Here is a 19,736-nt window from a genome sequence, read left to right on the forward strand (position 1 = left end):
CGGCTCCCGCGATTTGCAGCAAAACGCAACAAAGCCCGATCGCGAGACCGGGCCTAAGTCGTTGAAAAATATGGTGGGCACAGCAGGATTCGAACCTACGACTTCCACCGTGTGAAGGTGGCACTCTACCGCTGAGTTATGCGCCCGAAAAAGCGGGGATCGGGGTGGGGTTTGACTCTCAACAGAATATCATCGTCGAAAGCCGCCGCCAAACCCGCGAAACCGTTCCGTTCCGTCACGGTTTCCTCGTAGAATCTTGAGAGCAGGTATGGCCCCCCGTGAAGATTCGCCATTTTCGGACGACTCTATGCGCCCCGAAACACCCGGCGATGGCGATTTCGACGATCCGCCTCCGGAAGACTGGGAAAACACCGCCCGGGAAGATGGAGAAGAGGCCGTAGAACCGCAACCTGATGAACCCGGTCGGGTTCACAGGGATATGGCGACCGTAGCTCTGGATCAGTCACTTTTGAAGGGTGCTCGGGAAAAGGCAGCCGCCCGTTCCGGGGTTGCGGACTGGAGCACCATGACCGATGCGGAGATTATGCTCCGCGTGCGGGACGGCGACGATGCCGGATTTAATATCCTCATCGAAAAGTATCGTAAGCCGATCATTCACTTTATGTTCCGCATGGTCCATAATCAGGCCGTTGCCGAGGAGCTGGCGCAGGAGGTCTTCCTGCGGGTCTACCGTTCGCGGCAGACCTACCGGGCAGAGGCCCGCTTTACGACCTGGCTGTATCGCATCGCAACAAATTTAGGGGTCAACCACGCGCGCGACACAAAACATGAGCGCGCGGCGCAAAATGTATATCTGGATCAGCCGGACCCGGAGACGGGCACCACGCCGGATGTAGCGGACAGCCGGCCGACCGTTGAGTACGAGATTGTGCGGGATGAGCGGATGCGGGCCATCCGGCAGCATGTCATGGCTTTGCCGGAGCGGCAGCGCACCGCGGTACTGATGCACAAATATCAGGGGCTGGATTACAGGGAGATCGGAGAGGTGCTGAAGCTGAGTGAATCAGCCACCAAGTCGCTCCTCTTCCGGGCCTATCAGACCCTGCGGGAAAAGCTGAAGGACTTCGTTGTGGAGAAATAACTGGGGAAACACTATGATCTGCCGAAATGTGAAATCGAACCTTGCGAATCTGCTCCTTGAGCCGGAGGCGGTGCCGGTCGAGGTACGCGCCCATGTGGCCGGCTGCGCAGAGTGCGGAAGGGAGCTGGCGGAGCTGAAGGCCACCATGGCGATGCTGGATACATGGGAAGCGCCCGAGCCCGGTCCCTTCTTCGACGCTCGCATGGGCGCTCTGCTCCGCGAGGCACAGCAGGCGGAGCCTGCCGGATTCTTCGAGCGTCTGCGCACGCGGCTGATGTACGGCAATACGCGGCATCTGCGTCCGCTGGCAGCGGCTGCTCTGGTATTGCTGCTCGCTATCGGAGGCGGAACCTACGCCGGCTTTGTGAGCTCCAGTCATCCGGCGCCGGCAGCGGCCTCGGCAACCGTCAGAGATCTGCAGTCGCTGGATGAGAATGCTCAGGTCTTTCAGCAGATGAATCAGCTCGATCAGCAGGACGACAGCGATAACAGTCAGGCCTCTCCGAACAGTCTGTAAGGACTCGGGCGAAGGACTGAAAATGCAGGAATTGGGCCAAACGATCAGAGAGAACGGATGGCCTGTCAAAAGGCGCGGTTTTCTCGGGAATATAAGACATGCTGGAAGAAAAAGGGCACAGAACGATGAGCCGCCTTGCGCGGTGGATGAGCAGAAGCTTGTCCGGAGTGCTGATGGTTCTTCTGGCCCTTCCCCTGGCGGCAGAGGCGCAGCGCGGAGCACATCCGGCGCCCGCGCCCGCACCGCACTTCCAGCCATCGCGTCCCGCTGTCCAGCCCGCGCGGCCGGCTCCTCAGGCGCAGCGCCAGCAGCCATTCGGTGGAGAGCGGCCCGGCTCGCCCGGTAACAGTCAAAGACATTTCGACGCGTATCGTCCCAGCGCAGGCCGCCCCGGTCAGCAGCATCTCCCGGAGTGGCTGAACAATCACCAGAATATGACGTCGCGCCAGCGGGAAGATGCTCTGCGGCGCGAGCCTGGCTTCAGCCGCCTTCCTCAGGCCCAGCAGCAGCGGCTGATCGATCGCATGCATACCCTCGAAGAGAAGAGCCCGCAGCAGCGTGAGCGCATCCTCGGCCGGCAGGAGGCCTTCGAGCAGCTCTCGCCCCAGCGCCGGCAGGAGGTGCGTGGCGCGTCCCAGGCCTTCAGTCAGATGGCACCCGGACGGCGTCAGCTCATGGGGCGGGCCTTCAACGATCTCCGCCGCATGCCCCCGGAGCAGCGCCAGCAGGTGCTGAATTCTCCGCGTTTCGCCGGCCAGTTCTCGCCGCAGGAGCGCACCGTCCTGGGAAACCTGCTCTCGATCGAGCCCTATCAGCCGCGTCCCCAGGCGGTTCCTCAGCCTTATTTCGGGCGCCCCTGAGACTCTTTCTGATCACAGCGGGCGCTTAAGGCATCCGCTCACTCCTGCCTAAGCCCGTTTTTCCGTTACTCCGTTCCTTCGCGGGCGCCTTTCCACAGATCGATGTCGCTCTCCTGCGCATAGCGGTCAATCTCCTTCAGCTCCGCCTCCGTGAACGCCAGCTTTTGCACCGCATCGAGTGAGTTGTCGAGCTGTTCCACATTCCGGGCTCCGATCAGTGCCGAGGTCACGCGCCGGTCGCGCAGCACCCATGCAATCGCCATCTGAGCCAGAGTCTGCCCGCGTCCCCGCGCAATTTCATGAAGCGCGCGCACCCGGCCCAGATTCTCCTCGTTCAGAAACTCCCGGGGAAAGGAGCCTTCCACGCCCGCGCGTGAGCTCTCCGGCACGCCTTTCAGGTACTTGTTCGTCAGCAGTCCCTGCGCCAAAGGAGAAAAAGCAATGCAGCCCACTCCCAGTTCGTCCAGAGTCTCCAGCAGTCCCGTTTCGATCCAGCGATTCAGCATCGAGTACGACGGCTGATGAATCAGCAGCGGCACGCCTTCGCTCTTCAGAATCCGCGCCGCCTCCCGCGTGCGCTCCGGGCTGTACGAAGAGATGCCGGCATACAGCGCCTTGCCCTGTCTCACCGCCTGCGCCAGCGCGCCCATGGTCTCTTCGAGCGGCACCTCCATGCTCGGCCGGTGCGAGTAGAAAATGTCGACATATTCCAGCCCCATGCGCCGCAGGCTGTCGTCGAGCGAGGCCAGCAGATATTTGCGCGAGCCGCCAATGCCATACGGTCCTGGCCACATATCCCATCCCGCCTTCGATGAAATCAGCAGCTCATTCCGCAGCGGGCGAAAATCCTTTCGCAGAATCTCCCCAAAGTTCTCCTCCGCCGACCCATACGGAGGGCCGTAATTGTTCGCCAGGTCGAAGTGCGTCACACCCCGGTCAAAGGCGCGCCGGACCATCGCTCGTCCGGTCTCGAACACATCGCTGCCGCCGAAGTTCTGCCACAATCCCAGCGATACCGGCGGCAATACAATGCCGGACCGGCCGCACCGCCGGAACTGTGCCTCGTCATACCGCGTTGTCTCGGGTACGTAGCTCATTCGTCTGTCTCCTCACTGCGCTCAAAGATTTCAGACTACCAGCCTGGCCCTGGGCCCGTGTTACAGACACTGCATGACAGGCGTTGCATCGTTGCGCGGCAGCAGTGAACACGCATGTCAAATGGCATGTTTATCCTCCGGCAACCGCCGCGGCATTTTCTTTTGTAAGGTGCCGACAATTATTTCTTCAGCATGTTCTTCGCCAGGAAGAGCATGTTGGCAGGTCGCTCGGCCAGCCGCCGCATAAAGTATGGATACCACTCCGTTCCGAAAGGAACATACACGCGAACCCTGTACCCGCTCGCGACAAGCGAGCGCTGCAGGTCGCGGCGAATTCCGTACAGCATCTGGAATTCGAAACTGTCGGATGCGATGCCCTGCTCCTGCACATATTGTTTGGTTGCAGCAACCATCGCTTCGTCGTGTGTGGCGATGCCGTGATAAATCCCGCTGCGAAGCATCGTATGCATCAGCTTCACGAAGTTCGCGTCCACATCTTTCTTGTCAGGAAAGGCAACCGCGGGTGGCTCTTTGTAAGCCCCTTTGCAGAGGCGGATGCGAATGCCCTCGCTCGTCAGGTCTGCAATGTCCTGAGCGCTGCGGCGAAGATACGCCTGAATCACAACACCGACGCGGCCCTTGTTTTCAGGAGCCGCATGCAGTCGTCGGACAAGATCGATGGTGGCCTGAGTGTATGCGGAGCCTTCCATATCCACCCGGACAAAGCTGTCGCTGGCTGCGGCATGCTCCACAAGGCCGGACACAATCTCTTTCGCCAGCTCATGACCCAGATCCATGCCCATCTGTGTCAGCTTCACGCTCACGTTGGCATGCAGATGATGCTGCCGGATGATATCGAGAAGCCGATGATAAATAGCGGCTGAGCGATGTGCCTCCTCCGGCGAGCCGACATTCTCACCCAGGCTGTCGAGCGTCACCGCCATCCCCTGGGAGTTCACCGCCTGGGCCGCGCGCAGAGCATCGTCCAGGGTAAGGCCGGCAACAAACCGGGAAGACATGCGCCGGCCCAGGGCTGAGCTTTCCGAAAGGTGACGGAGGGTGCCATTGCGGGAAAGAGAGATGAACGTTGAGCGCAGCCAGGGCATAACCGGTAGGAGATAGAACTGCTCATTCTCGCACACTGTAAAAAAATAGGATTTTTATCGAATTTTATGGAAAAATTGCCAAACTGAGCGAGAATAAGCGCACAGTGCTCCGTTTCCTGATGCATTTCCGTTCGTAAGAGCACAGAGTCCCCCTGTATGCGGAAAACCACAGATGCGCAGTAAAGCATCTGAACTCCGGGAAGAAGAAATACGTATTTGGGCGGGGAAGGTTGTTAGGCCTTCTGCACTTTATGGGCTTCGCCCCGTAATCCATCAGGAATGTGAACCCTGTAGTAGCGCACGGCGCCGAACACGGCGAATGCGGGAGACTCCCCATGGTCAATAATTGTGCTAATCCTAAATGCGCGAAGCCGCTCCATTACCTGCGTGAAGGCCGGGTGTTCGCCTTTGAAATTGCGGAACCTGCCCCTGTGGAAGAGAAACGCACGCGCCGCCTGGAGCATTTCTGGCTTTGCGGTCCCTGCTCTCAGGTCATGATGCTGACCCAGAGTGCGGATGGAATCCGCCTGGTTCCGAGACCGGCCCTCCGGTTTACAAACGGGCCCATCAAGACCGCGATTGCAAGCTGATTTCAGCCGAAAGTCCAGCAGCAAAGGCGTCCGGTTTCCGGACGCCTTTGTTTTTCGCCGCGAAAGTGGCTTTAGAAGAAATGCCTGGCTTTCCTGAAAATAGTTAGTTGCGGACGGCAGGTAACTTCGGAATATCCGGCATAAACTCACGGACCGGGCGCCTGTAAACGCCCGTGAGCGCATTCCAGCGGATATAAACCAGCTCCTGAAGCATCTGAAGGCCGTCACGCAGGTAACTGATGCGCGAGCGTTCGTCATGGCCCCAGGTGACGGCAATCTCTCTGACCGAGTAGCCCCGCTTGAGCGCGATGAACAGAATCTCCGGATCGAAGCCCCAGCGCTCGATCTGCTGCAGCCGGAAGATCGTCTGAGCCGCGCTGCGCTGAAATGCTTTAAAGCCGCACTGCGTATCCGCAAAGGGCAGGCGCATAATCATGCGCGTAACTCTGTTGAAACACCGGCCAAAGAAGCGGCGATAGAGCGGCTGATGCGCCGTCTGCCTTCCGCGATCCAGCCAGCGCGAGCCGATGGCGACATCGACCCCTTCGCGGATGGCTGCAAACAGGCGCTCGGCTTCCTCGATCGGAGCGGACAGATCGGCGTCTGTGAACATCACGATCTCGCCCGATGCATGCAGAATTCCATTGCGCACGCTGTAGCCTTTGCCTCGGTTGCCAGGGTTCTGCAGCAGGTGAACCTCAGGATGATCAGCGGCAAAGCGCTCCACAATGGAAGCAGTATCGTCAGTCGAACCGTCATCGACCACGATCACTTCTGCGGGCCACCGTCGTATCCGGATGACGCGGAGAACTTCCTCGAGAGCGTATCCGATACGAGCTGTCTCGTTATATGCCGGTATAACGATGCTGTATTCAGGGTTCACGAGGGGACTCCGTAATCTGCCACGTTCGTATCTTAAACCCTTTATGATCAGGCTGCAGCCGGGTGACTGTCCAGAGCCTGTTCCGCTCACCGAGCGGGCTGAAAACCGGGTTCAGAGAGTTCGGACAGGGGCTGCAAACGGTGCTAAACTCGCCGCTATGAGTGAAGAGAAGCGCCGGTCATTCTGGTTCTGGCTGCTGCTGGGCGGCGGAATATTTGTCGCTTTTATAGTTGTTGTGTCGGTATTGGGATATGTTGCCGTACGTTCCGTCAGCGGTAATTCCTCCTCTGCCTTTTCCGGAGTCGGCAGCAGTATCGCCGTGGTCGACGTCGACGGCGTCATCATGAACGCGGACAGCACCATCGATCAGCTTCGGAAGTTCGACGACGACAGTTCCGTCAAGGCGATTATCCTGCACATCGACTCCCCTGGCGGTGCCGCGGCCCCTTCACAGGAGATCTACCACGAGGTCGTGCGGATTCGCAGTGAGAAGAGAAAGCCCATCATTGCTTCGATTGAGAGCGTGGGCGCCAGCGGAGCCTATTACGTCGCCTCCGGAACCAACAAAATCTATGCCAACGATGCCAGTCTGGTCGGCTCCATCGGCGTGATCATGGAATGGACCAACTATGGCGATCTGCTGAAATGGGCAAAGCTGCGGCCCGAAGTCATCCACGCCGGTGCGCTGAAGGATGCAGGCGATCCGTCCCGTGACATGACACCCGAAGAACAGGTGTATTTTCAGGGTCTCGTCAACAATATGTATGGTCAGTTTGTCGGCGATGTCGCCAATGGCCGTCACCTCAGTGTGGATCAGATCAAAGCGCTTGCAACCGGCCAGGTCTGGACCGGCCAGCAGGCCATGCCGCTTCATCTCATCGATAAGGAGGGAGGCTTCCGCGATGCGCTGCTCGACACCGCGAAGAGTGTCGGTATCACCGGCGAGCCGTCCGTCGTCCGGCCCATGGTCAGACACCGGTCGCTGCTGGATATTCTGACAAACAACGCCGACGACCTCTTCCCCAATCCGAGCCAGTTGCTCGAAAAGAATCCGGGCTTTTATTTTCTATGGCGGTAGCGCATCCGGCGCGTTCCTGCATCTACAATCATTATCAGGGGTTAAGGCGATTTTCAGGGATGGCGGCAGTTCAGGCGCTGTGCGGGTCTCACGTCTGCGCGGAGCCCTCCATCTGTTGCCGATGATTTCGCTTTGGCCGTTTTGTACAATGCTAACCTGAACTGGGGGCAAAACTTAACATGACCAAAGCAGATCTGGTGGAGGAAGTTACCCAACTCGGCGACCTGACGCGGCGCGACGGTGAGGTGATTGTGGACACCATATTTGATTCCGTCATTGGCGCGCTGAAATCCGGCGACAAGATTGAGATTCGTGGATTCGGCAGTTTTCGTATCAGGCAGCGCAAACCACGGGTGGGACGCAATCCGAAAACCGGTGAGAAGGTGGATGTTCCGGCAAAGCGGGTTCCTTATTTCAAGCCGAGCAAGGAATTGCGCGACCTTGTAAACCCCGGAGAAAAGACATCTGCGGAAGCACCGGCAGACAGCGGTGCCGCGGGCCCGGCAGCGTAAAAGCGGGGAAGCAGCAGCCCGAAGGGTATCTGGCACATTTCTTGTTACAGGTAAGTTGTCATGGCAGGTACGGCGAAAGCCGTGCCTTTGTTTTTTGGGACGATATCCGAAATGAGCGGCAAGTTTTCCTGGTAGTCGGTCGGTTTGAATGATTTTGGGAAGGGCACGGCTTCAGAGCCCGCTCTGAGAGAAGTTGAAGGGTGCCGTAAAAGGCTCAAATGGAGTGCGGCTTCAGCGGCTCTGAGGGATGGTTTGTTTTCCCTGCATTGCAAACTGTCCCACGACCTTTTTTCCTGCTGTCTTGCCAGGCGGCAATGCTACACTCCAGCCAGCCCCCCTTAGTCAGTTGTCCTCGCTCCAATCCACTCCCCCGGTGACAAAAACCAGCATTCTTCGTTCGGCAGCAGCCGGACTCGGGTTCAGTCCGAAGACCGGAACCTGACGGATCAGATCATCATGCCAGTTCCGCAAGCCCTGGGTACACAAGCTCTCTCTCAGCCTGCCTCCGAACTCAATCGTCTTTCCGTGAAGACATCCTGCCTTCTGCCGCGTGGCACAGTTCTTCTTGCGCTGCTGATCTCGCTCGTAATGATCGGCGTAGTCTATCGCGATCTCAGTCCCACCTGGGATGAGCCGGCTCACATCGGCAACGGCATCGCCTGGCTGACACCTCCGCACCGCATGATCGATCCGGTCGATCCACCAGCAGGACGTGTCTCCGCAGCCCTCGGTCCTTGGCTCTTCGGAGCAGAGGCAGTCAATATCCATCGCCCCTGGGATGCCGGCAATCTTGTTCTCAGTCAAAGCGGTCATTACTGGCGAACGGCCACACTGGCCCGTCTTGGCATTCTGCCGTGGTATCTCCTCGCCGTCTTTCTCGTCTGGAGCATGACCAGGCGCTGGCTCGGCGAGTGGCCGGCCGCGCTCGCTGCCGTGCTCTTCATCTTCTGTCCACCGATTCTCGCCAATGCCAGCCTCGCCACCACAGACGTACCGTTTCTGGCGGCTTTTCTGCTGGCCGTCGACCGTATCTGGATCGCTCTTCTGCATTCCGGATGGCGCAATTACGCCTGGGCAGGCTTCGCCATTGGCCTGGCCTGCGCTTCGAAGATGTCCGGTCTGCCGTTCCTCTTTCTGATGGTGCTGGTCCTGGCCGGTTATCTCTGGTTCGCTGAGCGGAAAGCTCCTGCTGAGGCGCGTCATCCTCTGCCGCGCTTCACAGCCGTCGTCTTTACCTTTGCCGTGATGCTGATCACCATCTGGGCCGCGTATCGGTTTCAGACATCTCCGGTCATATCCTCTGCCGCGGGTCAGCGGCATGCGGCTCGCCTGGCTGCGAAGACCGGTCCGCTCCGTCCGGCGATCATGGCTCTGCTGAATCACATGCCGGCCAGCCAGTTTCTCCAGGGAATCCGCGACGCCCGCACGCTGGCCAAACATCCTCCACGCGACTACCTCTTCGGCCACAACTATACGCGGGGATATACCTGGTTCTTCTTCTTCATGCTCATGGTGAAGACGCCGATCCCCCTGCTCATTCTGGGACTCGCCGGCCTCTGCCTGGCGCTGCGAGCATTGCTCTCCGGCGGCGACCTCTTCGTCATCGTGCCCCTCGCCGGATTCTTCATCCCCATGCTGATCGCCACAGCCTCTCACGTACACCTTGGGATCAGGCACATCCTGGTCGTGTATGCGTTCCTTGCCATGCTGAGCGCCTTTGCCGCGCGGTGGCTCATCGCCCGGAGCGGAATCGCAAAGCCCGTAAAGATCGGCGCATTATGCGCGCTTGTAGCCTGGAACGTGACGGCCACTCTCATTGCCACGCCGGATTTCCTGCCCTGGTACAACGAAATCTCTGCTCCCTGGGCAACAGAGATTCACCTGGGCAGCGACTATGACTGGGGACAGGATCTCAGCCGTCTCAGCACGAAGCTGCGCGATCTCCACGCCGATCAGGCATGGATCACCTACAATGGCTCACTCGATCTGAACCAGTTCAGCCTGCCTCCGTGGCAGCCGTTGCCTGAAGGCAAACCGGTCACGGGATGGATCGCCATCAGCGAAGCGCGTTATCGCACGCAGCCCGAGGCCTATGGATGGCTCGCCGCATACAAGCCCGTAGCCATAGCCGGTAAGACCATACGCATTTACCACATTCAGTAAGCCATCAGGGAACGGCTTTAGCCGCAGAGGGATGCTCTGCCTTCTCCACACTTTTCAAAAACGACACGCCGGAAGCATCGCAGCAGGGGCAGTTACTTTGCGCTGCCCTGCTTTTCCCGCGCCCGCACTTTGAACCAGATCGGCGATCCTTCAAAGCCGAAGGCCTCCCGCACCTGGTTTTCAAGGAACCGCTCGAAAGAGAAGTGCAGCTTCACCTGCCGGTTGGTGAACAGAACGAAGGTCGGCGGTGCGACAGCCGCCTGCGTCATATAAAAGATGCGCATCTTCTTCGCCAGCGGCACACCGGCACGCTGAAAGTCGACGCGCTCCAGAAAGCGGTTCATCTGCCCGGTCGTAACACGCTTGCGGCGTTCTGCGGCAACGCGCACTACAGCATCCAGAACCCGGTGAATATTGCGCCCTTCCGTCGCTGAAATAAAAATCACCGGCGCATAGTCCAGATACTTCAGCGAGTGGCGAAGCTGCTCCTCGAAGATTTCGCGGTCGGCGGGCGGTTTGCCGTCGGTTCGCCCCGTGGTCACCAGATCCCACTTGTTGACGACGATCACGACCGACCGTCCGCTCTCATGCGCATAGCCGCCGATCGTCGCATCCGAGGCCGTCACGCCTTCCGTGGCATCGATCACCAGCAGCGCCACATCCGATGCCTCCAGATGCCGCCGCGCCATCACCACCGACAGCTTCTCCGCCATCAGGTTGGTTTTGCCCTTGCGCCGGATTCCGGCCGTATCGACAATGCGCAGGTGCCGGCCCTGGTACTCGATCACCTCATCGACCGCATCCCGTGTTGTTCCCGCAATCGGCGACACAATTGCCCGCGTCGTCCCCGTAAGCGTATTCAGCAGCGTGGATTTACCTACATTCGGACGGCCGATAATCGCCACCCGGGTCTCATGCTGCTCAAACTCGCCATGCGTGCGATGCACCGCCGGCTTTTCCGCAGCAGCCTCTTCCTCCTGCGCCGGTTCTTCTGGCTCCGTGTCTTCTTCTTCAGCCTCTTCGTTCCCGAAGGGAAGCACCGCGAACACCTCATCCAGCAGATCGCCGATATTGTGTCCGTGTTCGGCCGAGATCGGAACAAGGTTATGAATCCCGATCCGCCGAAAGTTCTCTGCCGTGGCGTCCAGCGCCACCGTATCGATTTTATTCACCGCCAGAAAAAGAGGCTTGCCGGTTTTCAGCAGCAGCCGGGCAAGATCGATATCCGGAGCGGCAAGCTCCGTTCGTCCATCGACAACCATGACGATGGCATTGGCTTCTTCCAGCGCGACGCGTGCCTGCCGGAAAATCTCCGACGGAATCAGCGCCTCATCGTCCGGAACAATCCCGCCCGTATCCACCAGCCGGGCCGTATGCCCGTTCCATCGAACCTCTCCGTAGATGCGGTCGCGTGTAATGCCCGGTTCGTCGCCGACAATCGAGCGCCGCGATCCCGTAAGACGGTTGAAGAGCGTGGACTTGCCTACATTCGGCCGTCCGACGATGGCAAAGACCGGCCCCTTCGACGAACCCTGCACCGATGGCTCGGGGAAATGCACCTTCGAAGCGCTTTGAGCAGGGCGGGGACGTTTCACATTATGTTTTCGGGGTTTCACGGTGCTTCGCCGGCTTTCCTTGAGCGGCTCAGGCCGCGAATCTCAGCGCCTGGCTGTAAAAAGGTACTTCTCTGATTCTAGACTGGTTTTTCGGCTTTTCCGGTCCTGGAGGTCGTATCCGGCATCGCTGTCGGGTTGCCGCAGCGGCTATTTCGAGGAATTTCCCGCCAGAATATGGCACGCGGCGACATCGATATTGCTTGGCGAGCCCGCCATCGTATGGAGATGCAGGAGTAGTTCGAAATGCTGCAGAGGGCCTGAGGATGAAATCCCGCACTTCTGCAGGATGGTCGAAAGCCGCGGCAGATCGGTGACAAGCCTTCCGGCCGCCTCGGTCCCTTCTCCGTTCGCTCCCGCCAGAAGCAGAACCTGGCCATTCTGATCCGGGTTTTGAACCAGAGCAATAATGGCGTACGATTCGCCCGTCGCCCATCCCAGCGCAGTCGGCACATAGTCCACGGACTCATGAGGCCGCGGATGGGTATTGTGAATCACTTCCTGTTCCGATGCCTGATCGAAGACAAAGCGGAAGTCCAGCTCATCGTTGAACAGCGCCGACCAGGGATCGGAGCGCGGGCTGCCCAGCAGAATGAAGTTGTCGTCCGTCTCAAGGTCCGACAGTCTTACGCTCCGCGCCGCATGCACCGATATCTTTCTGGCATTCGTCTCTGCCAGCTCCGCAATGTTGACGGCAATCGGCGTATCCACCGCTGCCGCCTTATCGCCGCGCAGATAAACCCTGGCGAACTGAAGCACCTCGGGCGTCAGCTTGTCCGGATCGGGAATGTAATTCCGGTTCGCATAATCCGAAACCGAAATCCGCGAGTGAGTGAGCCCCTGCATCTCCGCAATATTCGGATCGCTCGTGATCAGCTGTGTCGGCCGCGGTGAATGGAAAAACACCGACCACGGCAGCACGGAAGCCGACGGCGGCGTGGCATGCGAGAAATGGTTCCACACCATCGCCCATATCGCCAGATTCAGCACCACTGCACCGCACAAAAAATACAGCCATCCCTTTTTCGTGCTCTGCGAATGTGCCGGTTCTGCCGTCGGAACCGATGAGACCGCCTCCTGCGGAGAGGGAATTGCGTCAGCATGCGCCGCTGCCGGAACCGCAGCCGCTGCGGTGGCATGATTCGCTTCCGCCCGCGCCTCGCGAGTGATCTCCGGAATATAGGAGCCAAGCGGCAGGGCGATGCGGAACTCGGAAACACCTCCCTGCTGCCCGTAATGCTGCAGCAGGCGCTTCCGCACATCGCTGGCCGTTACGCGAACGATGGCATCATCGCTGGTATCGTAGGTGGTCGGTCTCCCGAAAAGCTCCACTCCGATCACTCGCTCTTTCAGGGATTCGAAATGACCGGCCAGCGATTGCTCGACAATGTATTCCAGAAACTGCCGGCTGCGATGGCTTCCTTTAAAGGCTGCGCCCTCGATCACTTCCTGAAGATGACGCTTGAACGCGGCAATGTCCTCTTCAGTTTCCACGATCTTTGCAATTTCGGCGGTTCGGAGATCGGTTGGGCTGGCAGGATGCATACAGGGGTCGGCGTCGCCATTCTAGCATTCTGGAAGCACCGCCGGTTGTCAGCCGCCCCGCAGCCTGCATCTGCTTCGCAGATATCAGGCGTTGCGATCAGCAGCCATATTTCATTCCGCATTTCATTCCACGCGCGGAACCGAGCCAGACCGCGGTAATTTGCAGACGGTATCTACCGTTAGCGAACCGGGAGCTTCCTTAACGCCATGTTTTTCTGCGATATGGAGAAACGTTAGAAGCACATCTAACGTTGCAATCTTCTTTGCGGTCTTTTAGCGTAAAAGCGCTTTAAGGAAAAAATGCGAAAAGCAGGCATGGTATGGGAGGTCTTTTTCACCCCGAAGCGGTGAAACCACCCGCCTCGTTATATTTCGCGGCCACAACAATCTGATCTGCAGTAAAGAAATCCGGCTGCCGATCCTTATGGAATCTCTGCTGAAAAGAATCCGGCAGAAGGCTACAGGATGATTTGGATGATGAAGCGTTTACCCGTACTGCTCTGCCTGATTTTCTTCAGTACCTCTGCATGGATCACCGCGCAGACGCATAAGGATCCGGTCGATTACGTCTCCCCCAACATTGGCGGCATCGGGCAGCTGCTCACCGCGACCATTCCTTACGTGCAGTATCCGCACGGCATGGCTCGCATCGCGCCCGTCACCACGCCCGGCATCACCGATCGCTATCTTGCTGACAAAATATATGGCTTTCCCGCCGGCCCCGCCGTGCTGATGGCCTCCACCGGCACGGCGACTACGCATCTGAAGGACTACGCCTCAGACTTCGACCACGACTTTGAAACCGCCACGCCGTATTACTACGCAACCGATCTGCTCACCTGGAAAATCAAAGCGGAGCTCACTGCAGGGAAGCAGTCGGTATTCTATCGCTTCACTCTGCCCGCCAGCCCGCATGCCCATCTCGTGCTTGGCCTCAAAGAAGGCTCGGAGCTGAAGGTTGTGGGTGACGCCGCGATCGAGGGAAGCCAGCGCATCGTCTCGCCCATCACAAAGGCCACCGATACCAGCGGTGAAACGCGCGAGTATTTTTATGCGGAGTTCTCACGCCCCTTCGGCGAGTACCAGACATGGAGCAGCGGCGCGCTCTCGCATCAGGCAGCGCAGACCGGCAATCGCATCGGCTTCGTGACGGATTTCCCCGCAACCGCTGGCGACCAGATCCAGGTGCGCGTCGGCCTGTCGTACATCAGCGCCGATCAGGCCCGTCGCAACCTTGAGCGCGAGATCCCGCAGTGGAACTTCGATCGCGTAAAGGCGGACGCTCGTGCCGCCTGGAATCAGGCGCTCGGAGCTGTCGATACAACCGGTGGCACGGAGCAGCAGCGGACCATCTTTTACACCGCGCTCTACCGCTCCCTCGGCCGCATGACCGACATCACCGAAGATGGCCGCTACTACAGCGCCTATGACCACGCCGTCCATCAGGCCGACGGTCATGACTTCTACATCGACGACGGCCTCTGGGATACCTTCCGCTCCCTTCACCCGCTCCAGCTTCTGCTCAACGCCCGCCAGCAGCAGGACATGATCCGCTCCTATCTGCGCATGTACGAACAAAGCGGCTGGCTGCCGTCTTTCCCGTCTATTGCCGGTGAGCAGGCCGTTATGATCGGCCATCATGCCGCTCAGTTCATCCTCGATACATACGAGAAGGGATACCGCGACTTCGACGTTCGCGAAGCCTACGCTGCGATGCGAAAGAACGCCACCGACGCGACCATGCTTCCCTGGAGGCGCGGCCCGCTCACCTCTCTCGATCATGTGTATTTCGATAAAGGATTTTTCCCCGCTCTGGCCTGGGACGAAGAAGAAACTGTGCTGGAGGTGACAGAAGAGCGTCGCCAGTCCGTCTCCGTCACCATTGAGAACAGCTACGATGACTGGTGTGTCGCGCAGCTCGCCAAAGCGCTCGGCAATCAGGCCGACTACCTCTATTTCACGAAGCTCGCGCACAATTACGAAAATCTCTTCAACCCCGAGATCGATTTCATGGCCCCCAAAAGCGCCGACGGCAAATGGGTCGCCCATTTCGATCCCAAACTTGGCGGCGGTCAGGGAGCCAGAGATTACTTCACCGAAGTCGATTCCTGGATCTACACCTTCGGCGTGCAGCATGACGTTGCCGGCCTCATTCATCTCATGGGTGGACGCGATGCCTTCAACGCAAAGCTTGATCAGCTCTTCGTCGAGCAGTACGGCACCTCGAAATGGCACTTTCTCGATCAGTTTCCCGATGCAACAGGACTGGTTGGCCTCTATGCTCAGGGCAACGAGCCCAGCTTTCACATTCCTTATCTGTACGATTTCTCCGGACAGCCCTGGAAGACGCAGCGCCGCGTGCGCCAGCTGATGGATCTCTGGTACACCGACACTCCGCTCGGCATTCCAGGTGACGACGACGGCGGAGCTACTTCATCGTGGTATGTCCTCAGCGCGCTCGGCTTCTATCCCGTCTGCCCCGGCAGCCCGGTCTATGAAATCGGCAGCCCGATCTTCGAGAAGAGCACGATCCGCATGGGCAATGGAAAGGACTTCACGATCCTTGCAAATCACGTCTCGGCGCAGAACAAATACATTCAGTCGGCGACTCTGAACGGAAAGTCTCTGAACAAAGCGTGGTTCAGCCAGTCCGACATCGAGAATGGCGGAACACTCGTGCTGCAGATGGGCGGCACGCCGAATGAGCAGTGGGGCAGCGCGCCGCAGGACGCTCCGCCCTCGATGACGCCGGTCGCCGCCTCAGCCGGGCAGTAGAACGAGATAGCATACACATGGAACAGATTCTTCGCCCCGTCTGTCCCGTGCGGGGCTCGTGGAGATGTGGTTTGAACAGCCCCCGTATCAGAGTCATCCTGCCTGTCCTGCTGGTTCTTCTCCTTGGCGCGGGTCGCGAAAACGCCCGCGCGCAGTCTCCCTCCACCGCCTGGCACGATGGCCGCTTCCATGTCGATACCGCCGGCGTCGTCGGCCGCTCCGATATTGTTCTTGGACAGCCCAACCTCAAACCGGCACAGGCCATGCCTCTGGGCAACGGCACTCTGGGTGCCGCCGTCTGGTCCGCCGACGGTCTGACCGTGCAGCTCAACCGCGCTGATACGCTGCCTGATCGCGATTCTCCAGGGCAGGTCGTCATTCCCGGCCTCTCCGCTGTCACGCAGGCAAAGGACTACAGCGGACGGCTCGACCTTTATAACGGAGAGTTCAAGGAGAGCGGCAATGGAATGAAGGCGACGGTCTTCGTGCAGCCGCATACCGACACACTGATCGTCGACGTCACCGGAGCCGATCCCAAAACGCCGCAGACCGTTCAGCTGAAGCTGTGGGCGCCTCGCACTCCAAAGGCATCGATCGAAGGCCAGACCGGCCTGCTCGCACAGTCGTGGATCGACAATAAGAACCCCGGCTCGTCAGGCCGTCCCTTCGGCTCCCTGGCCGCCGTAACCGCTCTTGGACAAAATGTATCTGCTGCTGTTACCGATCCTCTCACCATTACCGTAAGCGTTAAGCCTTACGCCGATGGCCACTTCCGTGTCATCGTTGCGTCGCCGCATTACGACGGACGGGAGAGCGCGGCATCTCTGATTCATCCCGCGCTCGCGGATACGTCGGCCATCGCGCATCGCGAGTGGTGGCACGGCTTCTGGGACCACGCCGCCCTCATCCGTATCAGCTCTGCCGACGGCTCCGGTGAGTACATGGAAAACCTCCGGCACATCTATCTCTTTGCCGCCGTCGCCGAAAAAGGTTCCGAGTATCCCGGCACCCAGGCGGGCGTTGCCGACATGCTCTCCTCGGCGCGCGATGTCCATCACTGGGACTCCTCCGCCTTCTGGCACTGGAACCTCCGCATGCAGGTTGCCGCGAATCTCGGAGCCGGCCTTACCGACGTCAACGCTCCGTACTTCAATCTCTATCGCGAAAGCCTTCCCGGCATCGAAGACTGGACCCGGCAGAATATGCACAACCTGCCCGGCATCTGTGTTCCGGAGACGATGCGCTTCAACGGTCCCGGCATTGAATACGAATCGAGCTGGACTCCGGCTACCATGGGCCGCGACTGCGATGCAGGCTACAGGCCTTACTACAACGCGCGAACCATCTCCACCGGAGCCGAAGTCTCTTTCTGGATCTGGCAGCAGTATCTCGCCACCGGCGACCGCAAATTCCTCGCCGAAAACTATCCGGTCATGGCCGCCTCCGCGCGCTTTCTCCTTGCTTATCAGAAGCCGGGAACGGATGGCCTGCTCCACACCAGTCCCTCCAACGCGCACGAAACGCAATGGGACGTGATCGACCCCACCACCGATCTCGCCGGGATCAAAACGCTCTACCCCGAGACCATCGAAGCGGCAAAGCTGCTCGGCAAAGATCCCGATCTCATCCGCCAGCTGCAGGCAGCGCTGTCAAAGATCCCTGCATTTCCACGCACGCAGGAATCCGGTCCTCTGACACTGCTTCCGCCTACGGCCGATGCCTCTGGCCAGGATGTGATCGCGGCTTCGTATCAGCCCGCCGCTGAAAAGCACAATATTGAGAACATCGGCCTTGAGCCCGTGTGGCCCTATGGACTAATCGGCGATGCCTCGCCTGACTTCGCGCTCGCTCGCCGTACCTATGAGCATCGCCCCTTTGTGGCTCAGGCCGACTGGAGCTGCGATCCCATGCAGGCCGCCCGCCTCGATCTGGGCAGCGAGGTGCAGGCCACTCTGGTGAGTCTCACCGAGCATTACCAGGAGTTCGCCAACGGCCTCGCCAACTGGGGCGGCCACTTTGGCGAGTTCTATGTCGAGGAATCCGGCGTCGTCGCAGACGCTCTGCAGGAAGCCCTCGTGCAGGACTACGACGGTCTGATCCGCATCGCGCCCGCCATCCCCTCCGGATGGGACTTCGACGGCAGCGTATATGTGCGCGGAAAGACAAAGGTCGATGTTCAGGTAACGAAGGGCGTTGTGACCACCGCCGTCATCGAGGCTGGAACGACAGAGCAGCTTAAAGTACGCAACCCCTGGCCCGGCCGGAAGGTCGATGTCATCTCCTCCACCGGAGCAAAGGCGATTACGGCAGATTCCGGACCGGTACTCACCTTTCATGCCGTCGCCGGTACCCGTTATCTGCTCGCGCCGCAGGACGCGCCATCATCGGCGCAGCCCTTCGCGCCCGTCACCGGCACTCCCGCCACGGCTGCAAAGCGTCTCGGCCCCGTGCAGATTGGCCTCTTTCCCGGCAGCGGTGAATGAAGCATGTATCCACCTGCAGGAGCGAGCTCATGAGCCATCATCCGCATGACCGGTTCCGCAGCTTCTGGATGGCAGCTCTGCTGCTGGCCGTCACTGCCATGCCGGCCGCGGCCCAAACCGGCGCTGCATCGTGGGTCGGAACCTGGGCCACCGCTCCCGTTCGCGACGACGCAGCCTCCAGCTTCACCCGGCAGACCCTCCGCCAGGTGATCTGCACCAGCGTTGGTGGTTCGTCCGCGCGCATACACATCTCGAACCTCTTCGGCACGCGCCCTCTGCGTGTGGAAGATGTGCACATCGCCCGGCTCGGCGACGGCTCTTCCATTCTTCCGGATACCGACCGCGCCGTCCTCTTCCGCGGCAGCCGTTTCATCGTCATTGCTCCCGGCAAAGAAGCCGTCAGCGATCCCGTCGCCTTCCAGGTTCCGGCTCTCAGCGATATCGCCATCAGCTTCTGTCTGCCGAGACCTTCAGGCCGGGCCACATTCCATGGCGCTGCCCATCAGACCAGCTACCTTGCCTCCGGAGACGTCAGCAGCAGCAAAGACCTGTCGGATGCGAAGACAACAGAAAGCACCTGGTTCCTCACCGGTCTTGACGTGCAGGGAGCCGGGCTCCACGGCGCCGTCGTGACCCTCGGAGCCTCCATCACCGAAGGCTATTTCTCCACGCCCGGCGCCAATCGCCGCTGGCCAAATGTCCTCGCGCAAAAGCTGGTGGAAGCCGGATTCGGCATCGGCGTGCTCAACGAGGGCATCAGTGGAAACCGCCTGCTCGCCGACGGCGCAGGAGCCAGCGCCAGGCATCGCTTTCGCCGCGATGTGCTGGAGCTGCCCGGAGTCCGCTGGGTCATCTTCGCCGACGCCCCCATCAACGACCTCGGTTCCACAAAGCCGCAGCCCTCGGCCGCGCAGCTCATCGCCGGCATCGGGCAGCTTATTGCGCTGGCGCATCAGAGCCATATTCAGTTTTTCTGCTCCACCCTCACTCCGTATGAGGGTGCAAACTACTGGACTCCCGCCGGCGAAGCGGCCCGCGAGCGCGTCAACGATTTTCTTCGCAGTGAGGCGAGTGGCTGCGACGCGGTCATCGATCAGGACGCCGCCACGCACGATCCCGCTCACCCCACCCGCTTTCTTCCCGCCTACGATCACGGCGATCATCTGCATCCCAACGACGCCGGCCTTCAGGCCATCGCCGGCGCCGTAAATCTGGCCCTCTTTACCCAGGCATCGGGCCGCGACGGAATGCGCAGTTCTCCGTCCGCCGGCCGTCACCGGCCATAAGACTTCAGCCCGGAAAAAGCCCCCGGTCTCTTCCCCCCGCTCCAGATCCATACCGGTGCGGCGATCCCCTTATCCGTTTTTACGGAAACCTCATCCTCGCTACGGCTAACAGGGGTACCTACCGTT

The 19,736-nt window shown here is 59.7% G+C and carries 14 protein-coding genes and 1 tRNA gene; 9 read left to right on the forward strand and 6 right to left on the reverse strand.

Annotated features, from left to right (window positions below):
- Positions 1-71: 71 nt before the first annotated feature.
- A tRNA-Val gene (locus D0Y96_RS15320) sits at positions 72-146 on the reverse strand.
- 161 nt (positions 147-307) lie between these two features.
- On the opposite strand from D0Y96_RS15320, the gene D0Y96_RS15325 reads away from it, so the two are divergent.
- From D0Y96_RS15325 to D0Y96_RS15335, 3 genes are all read left to right on the forward strand, one after another.
- A complete protein-coding gene (locus tag D0Y96_RS15325) occupies positions 308-1,102 on the forward strand; it encodes an RNA polymerase sigma factor (protein ID WP_252263823.1) in 795 nt (264 codons plus the stop codon).
- A 13-nt stretch (positions 1,103-1,115) separates the two neighbouring features.
- Positions 1,116-1,619 (forward strand): anti-sigma factor, encoded by a 504-nt coding sequence (locus tag D0Y96_RS15330; protein WP_117301599.1) that lies wholly within the window; start codon positions 1,116-1,118, stop codon positions 1,617-1,619.
- A gap of 146 nt (positions 1,620-1,765) precedes the next feature.
- Positions 1,766-2,479: a DUF3106 domain-containing protein gene (locus tag D0Y96_RS15335; RefSeq protein ID WP_158562425.1), complete on the forward strand. Its 714-nt coding sequence runs from the start codon at positions 1,766-1,768 to the stop codon at positions 2,477-2,479.
- Positions 2,480-2,544: 65 nt separating this feature from the next.
- On the opposite strand, the gene mgrA is transcribed toward D0Y96_RS15335, so the two are convergent.
- The 3 genes from mgrA to D0Y96_RS15350 all read right to left on the reverse strand — a co-directional run bounded on the left by mgrA (position 2,545) and on the right by D0Y96_RS15350 (position 6,155).
- A complete protein-coding gene (gene mgrA / locus D0Y96_RS15340) occupies positions 2,545-3,576 on the reverse strand; it encodes an L-glyceraldehyde 3-phosphate reductase (RefSeq protein WP_117301603.1) in 1,032 nt (343 codons plus the stop codon).
- A gap of 179 nt (positions 3,577-3,755) precedes the next feature.
- A complete protein-coding gene (locus D0Y96_RS15345) occupies positions 3,756-4,595 on the reverse strand; it encodes a proline dehydrogenase family protein (protein WP_252263824.1) in 840 nt (279 codons plus the stop codon).
- Between the two features lie 780 nt (positions 4,596-5,375).
- Positions 5,376-6,155 (reverse strand): dolichyl-phosphate beta-glucosyltransferase, encoded by a 780-nt coding sequence (locus D0Y96_RS15350; protein WP_350449091.1) that lies wholly within the window; start codon positions 6,153-6,155, stop codon positions 5,376-5,378.
- Between the two features lie 157 nt (positions 6,156-6,312).
- On the opposite strand from D0Y96_RS15350, the gene sppA reads away from it, so the two are divergent.
- The 3 genes from sppA to D0Y96_RS15365 all read left to right on the forward strand — a co-directional run bounded on the left by sppA (position 6,313) and on the right by D0Y96_RS15365 (position 9,908).
- Positions 6,313-7,233: a signal peptide peptidase SppA gene (gene sppA, locus D0Y96_RS15355; RefSeq protein ID WP_252263825.1), complete on the forward strand. Its 921-nt coding sequence runs from the start codon at positions 6,313-6,315 to the stop codon at positions 7,231-7,233.
- Positions 7,234-7,412: 179 nt separating this feature from the next.
- Positions 7,413-7,745 (forward strand): integration host factor subunit beta, encoded by a 333-nt coding sequence (locus tag D0Y96_RS15360; protein ID WP_117301612.1) that lies wholly within the window; start codon positions 7,413-7,415, stop codon positions 7,743-7,745.
- A gap of 456 nt (positions 7,746-8,201) precedes the next feature.
- Complete coding sequence (locus tag D0Y96_RS15365) at positions 8,202-9,908, forward strand: ArnT family glycosyltransferase (protein ID WP_117301614.1); 1,707 nt, start codon at positions 8,202-8,204, stop codon at positions 9,906-9,908.
- 92 nt (positions 9,909-10,000) lie between these two features.
- On the opposite strand, the gene der is transcribed toward D0Y96_RS15365, so the two are convergent.
- Positions 10,001-11,467 (reverse strand): ribosome biogenesis GTPase Der, encoded by a 1,467-nt coding sequence (gene der / locus D0Y96_RS15370; protein ID WP_350449098.1) that lies wholly within the window; start codon positions 11,465-11,467, stop codon positions 10,001-10,003.
- A 204-nt stretch (positions 11,468-11,671) separates the two neighbouring features.
- A complete protein-coding gene (locus tag D0Y96_RS15375; protein ID WP_147325091.1) occupies positions 11,672-13,015 on the reverse strand; it encodes a hypothetical protein in 1,344 nt (447 codons plus the stop codon).
- A 525-nt stretch (positions 13,016-13,540) separates the two neighbouring features.
- Here D0Y96_RS15375 and D0Y96_RS15380 point away from each other — a divergent pair.
- From D0Y96_RS15380 to D0Y96_RS15390, 3 genes are all read left to right on the forward strand, one after another.
- Positions 13,541-15,841: a GH92 family glycosyl hydrolase gene (locus tag D0Y96_RS15380; RefSeq protein ID WP_199480368.1), complete on the forward strand. Its 2,301-nt coding sequence runs from the start codon at positions 13,541-13,543 to the stop codon at positions 15,839-15,841.
- A 71-nt stretch (positions 15,842-15,912) separates the two neighbouring features.
- Positions 15,913-18,324 carry a glycosyl hydrolase family 95 catalytic domain-containing protein gene (locus tag D0Y96_RS15385; RefSeq protein ID WP_117301622.1) on the forward strand — a complete coding sequence of 804 codons (2,412 nt, stop codon included), beginning with the start codon at positions 15,913-15,915 and terminating at the stop codon, positions 18,322-18,324.
- Positions 18,325-18,353: 29 nt separating this feature from the next.
- Complete coding sequence (locus D0Y96_RS15390; RefSeq protein WP_158562426.1) at positions 18,354-19,610, forward strand: SGNH/GDSL hydrolase family protein; 1,257 nt, start codon at positions 18,354-18,356, stop codon at positions 19,608-19,610.
- Positions 19,611-19,736: the final 126 nt, after the last annotated feature.

The sequence above is a fragment of the Paracidobacterium acidisoli genome (assembly GCF_003428625.2).
Classification (GTDB): domain Bacteria; phylum Acidobacteriota; class Terriglobia; order Terriglobales; family Acidobacteriaceae; genus Paracidobacterium; species Paracidobacterium acidisoli.